Source organism: Flavobacterium pygoscelis (assembly GCF_023162025.1).
GTDB lineage: Bacteria > Bacteroidota > Bacteroidia > Flavobacteriales > Flavobacteriaceae > Flavobacterium > Flavobacterium pygoscelis.
Genome location: NZ_JALNUB010000022.1, coordinates 1 through 8,596 on the forward strand (window position 1 = coordinate 1; position 8,596 = coordinate 8,596).

Below are 8,596 nucleotides of genomic sequence, written 5' to 3' on the forward strand. Positions count from 1 at the left end.
AATAGACAAATTATTAAGTGATTCTGCCTTGTGATTTTCTAATCTTGGAAGTATACTTTCTATAGCTGGATATTTCATTTATTCGCGATTTTTTTTAAGCTTGCCACTAACGTCTTGGCGCTTGCCGAGGTTGGGGACTTTCGAAGCCGAGTATTTTCGGCTTAACGTAAATGTAGTAAAAAAACGCTAATTCCACTAAATCCCCAATCTTGGCAAACGGCTGTTGTGCGATCGGTTTTTTTCCCGATTCTATTTCTTCAAAATACTTTTATAACTATAAATGCTATTAAAATTCCAATTGTAATTAGAAAAATTATATTTCTTGCCCAATTTTTTTCGCCTTGTTCTTCTTCAAGTTTTGTTTTGCAAAATTTAATTGTTAACCACCATAAAAAACCACCAAAATCAGTTACTATTATATATTTCATATTTTTTTTAACTTTCTTTTTCAATATATTTAGTTAGCTTTTTTCCATTTGTCAGAAGTAAATAACCAATAATAATTTTGAAAAAATAATAGATTAACCAACTTGTATCATTATAATCTTTTAATAAACTTTTCTGTTGAAAAAAGTCAAATAATCTTGAGAAAAAACTTGGCAAACTATCGACTAAAATTATTCCACCAAAAATAATTATTGCAATTGTCAAAACTGTTGAGCTTTTTAAATTTAAATCTATTCTTTCTTCTGTAAAATTATTTTCAAGTTTTAGTTTTTCGATAATCCAATTTGTTTTGAACAGGAAAACTCTAATGATTAAAAGGTAAATAAATATTGAACTGAAAAGCATTGACCAAATTAATAGTAAACTTTCAATGTTTAAATTTCCATTTGTAAATGATAAAGTTGTGAAAAATTGAGGAATTATTGAAATACAATTTAACAATGTCCACAAACCAATAATTTTAAGTAAAATTGTCCAAAATGTTTTAATTTGCATATTTTTCGATTTATGTACTGATTTTCTGTTCGTTGCACCAAACTGTCGCACAACGTTTTGCGGCTTGCAGAAGTGGCGAACTTCGTAACCGATTATTTTCGGCTAAGATAAAATTTCTTGTGAAAGATAAATGTGAATTTACCACATATTTCGCCATTTTTGCAAACTGCTGTTGTGCGTTCGGTTTTTTATTTATTACTATTTTTCAACTTTCCTTTTCAATATATTTAGTTAAATTTTTTCCATTTGTGAGAAGCAAATAACCAATAATAATTTTGATAAAATAAAAAATTAACCAACTTGTGTCGCGATAATCTTTTAATAGATTCTTTTGCTGGAAAAAGTCAAATAACCTTGCGAAAAAACTAGGTAAACTTTCAACTAAAATTATTCCACCAATAATTATTATTGCAATTGTCAAAATAGTTGAACTTTTTAAGTTTAAATCTATTTTTTCTTCTGTAAAATTCTTTTCGAGTTTCAGTTTATCAATAATCCAATTTGTTTTAAAAAGAAAAGTTCTAATTATTAGAATGTAAATAAAAATTGAGGCAAAAAGCATAAACCAAAGTGATAGTAAACTTTCAATATTTAGGTTTCCATCTATAAAGGAGAAAGTTGAAAAAAATTGAGGTATTATTGAAATGCAAGTGAATAATATCCACAAACCAATGATTTTAATTAGAATTGACCAAAATGTTTTTATTTGCATATTTTTCAATTTATGTCTTCATTTTCTGTTCGTTGCGCCAAACTGAAGCACAACGTCTTGGCGCTACACGATGGTTGCGACTTTGTAGCAGAGTATTTTCTGCTAAACGAATATATGATAAAAAACGTTAATTCCACTAAATTCGCAACTATTGTGTAACGGCTGTTGTGCGTTCGGCTTTTTATTTATTGTTGTTATTTTTAGCTACAATTATTAGAAATATTATATGTATAACTGCATTTAAAATATAATTATAAATAGGATTGTTTCCTATTAATGGAATTTTAAATGCAACCCAAGTAATAATGAACATCATAACAGATAATGAAACAAGTCCGGCAAACCATCCTGAAATTGATTTTAATGTACGTTGCTCTTTTCCATACAATGGCATAAACAACATTACAACAAACACTATTACTAAAAGAAAATTTGAAGAAAATAACATCCAATAATAAGAGCGTAAATTAACTTTCTTAATTGTGGATTTTACAATAATTGTTTTAGTTGGTTTTTTGTCATTTATTTTTGGAGTAGATTTAGTTAAATAACTAAAATCAAAACTTGGCAAAGATAAATCTGGGAATATAAATTCTGAATAATGTTTTTTATTTATGATTTTATTTTCTAAAAAAAGTATTTTTTTAAGTTTTAAGGTGTCTTTTGAATAATCTTTTTTTAAAATTTGAATTTTCTCCAAATTCTCTAATTTACTATTAACGTAATAATTATAACTTAAATCTAATGAAAAGTCCAAAATAAATAATACTCCAATAATAGAAATAAAAACTCCTGCTCTTAATGTCCAATGTTTTGATTTGTCTAAAAATAATTCGACGATATTCTTTATTTCTTCAATCATTCTAAGTTCTTTATTTTCGCGTTCCTACCAAGCTGACGCACAACGTCTTGGCGCTTGGCGAGGTTGCAAACTTCGTAACCTAGTTCTTTCCGCTAAGATAGAATATCTTGCGAAAGAAAAATATGAATTAACCACAAAATTCGCAATCTTGCCAAACGGCTGTTGGGTGATGTTTTTTTTTCTATTTATTTATCTTTTAAACTTCATTTTGTTTTCATTTAGTAAAGTTTCTTTTTTAAATTTTAATTATGCGGGTTAATTTGATTAGTTTATTTTTAAGATTAGGCTATTAAACTTTCTAGTTAATAAACTAACTTCCTATTAGAGAATTTTTGGAATTTTTTCAGTGTCATTAATAATGAGATTTTATAAAGTAATGATTCAATAAAGTACTTAATAAAATCAATGTTATAAGTGGAAGGAAAATGAGAGAGATTCCAAAAATATAATCTACAAATTTTACTTTTCTATTCTTTGGATAACCTGAACCTAACACTCTTGCACCAAGTTTTTCTCTAAAAGGAGAGTAAGGAAATTTACCTATTATTGGTTTAAAAATTACTCGAAGTATTTCATAATAAAAAATATATAATAATGGTAATAATCCAAATAAAAGATATAAAAAATTCTCTTTCTCTATTAATATTATTTCAAATAATATTCCAAAAATAAAACTTACAACAGCTAATATTATTCTCTTTTTATATCTTTGATTTAACATTGACCTACTAATTGTCGTAACATATGCAGATATTAAAAGAAAAGTAATTATTAGCGCTTTCATTTGATTTACAATATTTTATATTTATTCTTTCCAAAATATCACCCAACGTCTTGGCGCTTGGCGAGGTTGCGAACTTCGTAACCGAGTTCTTTCGGCTAAGATAGAATATCTTGCGAAAGCAAAACATGAATTTACTGGAAAATTCGCAATCTTGCCAAACGGCTGTTAGGCAACGTAATAATATTTATCATATTCTGCCATTCTAGCTACCGATTCAGTTCGGCTATATATTCCAATTTTCAAATTCCAACCTTTTATTTTACCGCGCTAAACTGAAAAAATATTTTTTGTTTTAAATTCCAATTTTTACGATTCTATTTTTAGGTTAATTTCGGTTTTTCGTTCCAATTTTAAAATTCCAATATGCAATGCAATTCCGCAAAATGTTTCAACTTTTCCATTCACTTTGTAAAAAATTTAAAATGCCAACATGCAATGTAATTCTGCTAACTATTCCAACTTTTCGATTCATTTTGGTTATTGTTCAATTTTTGCCAAAGTTGCTTTCTTAAGTTTTGTTTAGTTAAATTTCAAGATTTTAAAGGAATATTTTCTGTAGAATTTTCGCGCTCAAATTATGTTGCCTAACGTCTTGGCGCTACACGAGGTTTGGGAATAAAGATGCGAGTTTTTTCGGATATGCACAAATTTCCCAAGTACAAAACCATCTTTAAATTCAGCCTAATACCCAAATCTCGTGTAACGGCTGTTAGGCACAGTTATTCTTCTTCTTCAACGTTTAATATTTTTCTAAATTTATCTTCTATTTCTGCAATCTTTACTGGTAAATTTTCTTTTAACTCTTTAGAAATAGTAGACATTTGTTCTGAATAGAGTTTATGATATTCACTCGTTAATTCGCCACTTCTAACTTTTTGTTGATTATAACCGAAATCCCAACCTTTTTCCCAATATTCCTTAAAAATTTCGTCGATATATTTACAAAAATTTTTAGAAAAGAAAAGTTTATTATGAAGATAGAAGTTTTTGAAATCAGTAATTGCTTTGTCTGCTCTTGTACTTCTATCTTGGCTTTCCTTTTTAGCATCTTGATAAACAGGATGCAAAAAATTAGTCCAATCAACCATTGCAGAATGAAGTTCAATTAATTTTTTGTATAATTCTAATATTACTTTTCCTCTTTCTTCATGTAAAAAACTAAATTGTATTTGATGAGTTATATTATTTTTAGCTAATTCAGATTTTAGCGGTTCAATTTTTATAGTTAATTCTTCACTTAATTTACTTTTATATGTTTCCATTTTTTCACTAAAATCTGCTTTAACATTTTCAGTCAATTTTGTAAGCTCTTCTATAGTAGAAAGTTTAGCGATTTCATTTCCTAAAGAAGTCAACCAAGATTTATAAAAAATAAAATATGAAGCAACTAAAAATAAAATTACTTCGATTACTATTTCTATTATTTTTTCTGAGGTCATGTTATTTTTTTTTTAATAATTGTGCCTAACGTCTTGGCGCTTGTAGCAGTTGGGGACTAAAGATGCGAGTTTTTTCCATTAAACACAAATTTTCCAAGTACAAAACCATTTTTAAATTAAGCCTAAAACCCCAATTGCTACAAACGGCTGTTATGTGCTGTTTTTATTTTTCGTCTTCTATTATCATTCCATTTTCATTGTCAAATTCTTTCTTTTCAGATTTTGACATTTTATTTCTTAACGCTCGAATTGTATATCCTCCTCTTAATTTATTCTCTTCGATATACATCCAATCTGAAATTTCGCTTTTCTCAACTAAAACCGAATCTCCTAATTTTATTTCACTCGTATATTCGGGAGTATTTCCAACGACACCTAAATATTTATCTCCTTTCAAAACAACATCACTAATCCAAATATGCTCATTTCCATTTTCAGTTTTATAAGGCTTTTTTACAGAAAAATTTAAAAATTTCGGGTTATTACTTTTTAGTGCGGAATCAAAATTTTCAATATTTAGTTTCGCTTTTTCTGTTGCTAAATTCATTTCTGAATCATCACTTTCAACTCCAATTATGTCAGGTTCGTTTTCTCTTTCTAATTTTCCCTTTTGAATATTATTGCAACTCAATGCGAATATTAGAATGACAATTATTGATAATATTTTTTTCATTTATATAGTTTTTCGGTTAAGTTTTCTGGTGCGCGAAAATAGCACATAACGTTTTGCGGCTTGCATAAGTGGCGAACTTCGTGACCGATTATTTTCGGTTAAAATAAAATTTCTTGCGAAAGATAAATGTGAATTTACCACATATTTCGCCATTTATGCAAACCGCTGTTGTACGCCGTTTTGGTTTTAATCTAATTTGTAATTAGGTATTGATATGGCTTTTACAAAAATTAAACCATCATAAGTTTCTGAATATATTTTACCAACCATAATTTTGTGCAAAGGTTTTGGTTGATAACCGCCTGCAGCAATTAATAATTGTTTAGCTTTTTTTTTAAAGAATTTAGTTGGTTCATTTTTTTTAGCATTCTCTAAATCTAAAAAATAAATACCTTTTTTTACTGACATCAATGTACTAGCATATGTTCCAGGAAATGGTTTTTCTATTTCATAAGTTTCCCAGTGGTTTCCTTGCTTTTTATCTATAACATAGCCATTTATTTTACCGATGCCAAAATCAAAACCTACACTGTAATAATCATCTTTATAATAATCCTTTAAATGACGACCTAAATTAATAATATTACTACCAGTATAATACATCTCACTTTTGTTGACATGTTCATTATGAGCCCAAATGAATGCTTTTCCATTTTTTGATTCTTTTTCCATAATGTATTTTACGTTTTCAAACATTTTTAAATCTCTAAATTCAGTACTTGTGGGATATTTTTCTCCAACCAATGAGGCATATTCAGTATAACCTATAAGATGAACTAAGCTTCTTATTACAGAATTATATTCTTTACCTTCTTTTTTTGATTGTATTAATTGTCTTTTTAGTTCTTGCAATTTTGGTATCTGGGTTTGCCACCAACTTTCTTTTATGCTATAATCAATTGTTTTATTGGAACAACTATCAGCAGCTGTTAACAAGGATTCTTCAATCATGATATTGTTATGATTGATAAATTTTCGTATCTCTTGGTTAATTTTTTCACCTCCTTTAGGATCCATTCCATAAAAACGTATATGTTCATCTATTGATTTACCTGCATTATATTCTCGCATCCATTCCAACAGATTCACAATTTCTTTAGTATACCAAAATCCAGTTTTAAAATTATTAGCAATTGTTTTTACATCACCTTTACCGCAACTTATCCATTCATTTATTCCGGATTCAGCTTGGTATGATTCTTCCATTATAAAAATTTTTAAACCATGATTTTTTACTAAATACTTAAAATACTTGGCTTTTATATCAAAAAATTCTTTGGTATTGTGTGATGCTTCACCAAACCCATAAAGTTTTGCATTAGCAAATTTATAAGGTTCGTTTTGTTTGAAAAATATCATTTCAGAATTAGGATTTGCATCTTCAATCTCTATAGAATTATGGTTCAACCAGTCTATTGTTTCTTTATTTTGAGAATAAAGATTTAGATGAACAATAAAGCTGAAAATTAAAAGTGTTTTTTTTATCATAATTTATTTAATTCTCTTCGGTTTTTATAAAATGGCGTACAACGTCTTGGCGCTTGGCGAGGTTGGGGACTTTATAGCAGAGTATTTTCTGCCGAAACGAAGATATGATAAAAAAAGTTAATTCCACTAAAACCCCAATCTCGCCAAACGGCTGTTGGTGGCAGTTTTTATTCTTCTGTTTTCTGTTTTTTTGTTTTCTGTTCTTTTAAAAAATCTGAACGATATTTAGAAAATTTAACTGTATCCATTATAGAAAACCAAGTTGCAATCATACCATATAAAAAACAAAATTGTAGTAATAAAAGCAGTTTATAATCTTGAAGCCAAGTTTCATTATGATTTGTTTCAATCCAATATGAAGTTCCCGAATATAAAATTATCGACAAGATTAAACTTAAAAATAAAACGAATAATGTGAACTTAAATGACCAAAGTAGTTCTGTAAATGTGTTTTTTTCTTCTAAAAACTCAATGAAATCATTGTCAGAAGATGACATAATTATTGCCATTGCTGTAAAAAACAAAGAGAAAATTATTGAAAGTACTGTCATTGCTACATTATAAAATGAAAGAGCAAAATTCATATTGATATATTCAGGCAATACTAAATATGTTGCGAAAACACTCAAAAGTGTAATCCCAAAATCCCAACTAAGAATTATTGCTTTAAATCTTCTCATTCTTGATGATTTGTTCTACTTCTGATTCTTTCAAAAGTACGACTAAGATAATTAATTATTCCTGGAAAACTTCCTCTTTCAACGTTATCGGGTAAAACTTGAGTTATTTCTTGTCTTTTCGAGGTTGTTGTAATTGTCAGTAGATTGCCTTCCTCATCTTTTCCCTGAGCAGATGCAACACCATAACCATCTTCAGACATAGCCATTTTTGCAATAGTCTCATCGTCAATAATAATTCCTTCATCATTTGAGGATTCTTGAACTTCTCTATATTTGGTAATTCTATTTTCCTGCATTCTTTCATCCGTATCTCTCCATAAATCAGCATTATTCGGATTAGATGGTACTAACATTATGGAAACACGATTAATGTTGTGTAATTTTTTAACTTTCTCAATAAAAGAATATTTTTCACTAATTGTAGATATGGAAAACTCAAATGTTTTTCCTTGATGATTAGTCTTAAAAAGATTTATGAACATTCTTTCAAACATTGTTTTTGAAATTAGGTTTTTAATCTCTTCAAAAGCAATAATCATTTCTGCGGTGTTAATTATGAAAAGTGATTTCCCAACTATATTATTAACTGTACCACCTCGTATAACGGTTCCTGTAATTTCGTCAAGAACTTCTCCACGACCGTAAGGGTCATACTTTATCAAATAACCTTTTATGTAATTTTCATATGTTACTACATCAACTATTTTATATGAATAATCATTATATCCCGCTGACGCTTCACTTCGGATTCCATCAATTAAAAAAATATCTTTACGTTGATTTTCGGTAACATTTAGATGTAACCTATTGAAGTACATTTTAGGCATAAGTATTTGATTTATTTATTTTTATGTTGTTAAATTCTCGTTTCTGCGGTAAAATTGCCACCAACGTCTTGGCGCTACAAGAAGTTTGGGATTAAAGATGCGAGATTTTTCCATTAAGCACAAATTTTCCAAATACAAAACCAAATTTAAATTAAGCCAAATACCCAAATTTCTTGTAACGGCTGTTAG

The 8,596-nt window shown here is 28.2% G+C and carries 9 protein-coding genes; all 9 read right to left on the reverse strand.

The window, feature by feature from the left end; genetic code table 11:
• Positions 1–257: 257 nt before the first annotated feature.
• Positions 258–428 carry a hypothetical protein gene (locus tag MW871_RS15930; protein ID WP_248429331.1) on the reverse strand — a complete coding sequence of 57 codons (171 nt, stop codon included), beginning with the start codon at positions 426–428 and terminating at the stop codon, positions 258–260.
• 7 nt (positions 429–435) lie between these two features.
• Positions 436–942 (reverse strand): hypothetical protein, encoded by a 507-nt coding sequence (locus MW871_RS15935; protein ID WP_248429332.1) that lies wholly within the window; start codon positions 940–942, stop codon positions 436–438.
• Positions 943–1,835: 893 nt separating this feature from the next.
• Positions 1,836–2,516: a hypothetical protein gene (locus MW871_RS15940; RefSeq protein WP_248429333.1), complete on the reverse strand. Its 681-nt coding sequence runs from the start codon at positions 2,514–2,516 to the stop codon at positions 1,836–1,838.
• Between the two features lie 352 nt (positions 2,517–2,868).
• Positions 2,869–3,300 (reverse strand): hypothetical protein, encoded by a 432-nt coding sequence (locus tag MW871_RS15945; protein ID WP_248429334.1) that lies wholly within the window; start codon positions 3,298–3,300, stop codon positions 2,869–2,871.
• Positions 3,301–4,019: 719 nt separating this feature from the next.
• Positions 4,020–4,739 carry a hypothetical protein gene (locus MW871_RS15950; RefSeq protein ID WP_248429335.1) on the reverse strand — a complete coding sequence of 240 codons (720 nt, stop codon included), beginning with the start codon at positions 4,737–4,739 and terminating at the stop codon, positions 4,020–4,022.
• A gap of 163 nt (positions 4,740–4,902) precedes the next feature.
• On the reverse strand, positions 4,903–5,412 hold the full coding sequence (locus MW871_RS15955; RefSeq protein WP_248429336.1) for a YegJ family protein: 510 nt from the start codon (positions 5,410–5,412) through the stop codon (positions 4,903–4,905).
• 186 nt (positions 5,413–5,598) lie between these two features.
• Positions 5,599–6,900 carry an erythromycin esterase family protein gene (locus MW871_RS15960; RefSeq protein ID WP_248429337.1) on the reverse strand — a complete coding sequence of 434 codons (1,302 nt, stop codon included), beginning with the start codon at positions 6,898–6,900 and terminating at the stop codon, positions 5,599–5,601.
• Between the two features lie 167 nt (positions 6,901–7,067).
• Positions 7,068–7,580: a hypothetical protein gene (locus tag MW871_RS15965; protein WP_248429338.1), complete on the reverse strand. Its 513-nt coding sequence runs from the start codon at positions 7,578–7,580 to the stop codon at positions 7,068–7,070.
• Entirely contained in the window at positions 7,577–8,407 is an 831-nt protein-coding gene (locus MW871_RS15970) for a DUF4747 family protein (RefSeq protein WP_248429339.1), read from the reverse strand. The genes MW871_RS15965 and MW871_RS15970 overlap by 4 nt, the downstream gene beginning before the upstream one ends.
• Positions 8,408–8,596 lie beyond the last annotated feature (189 nt).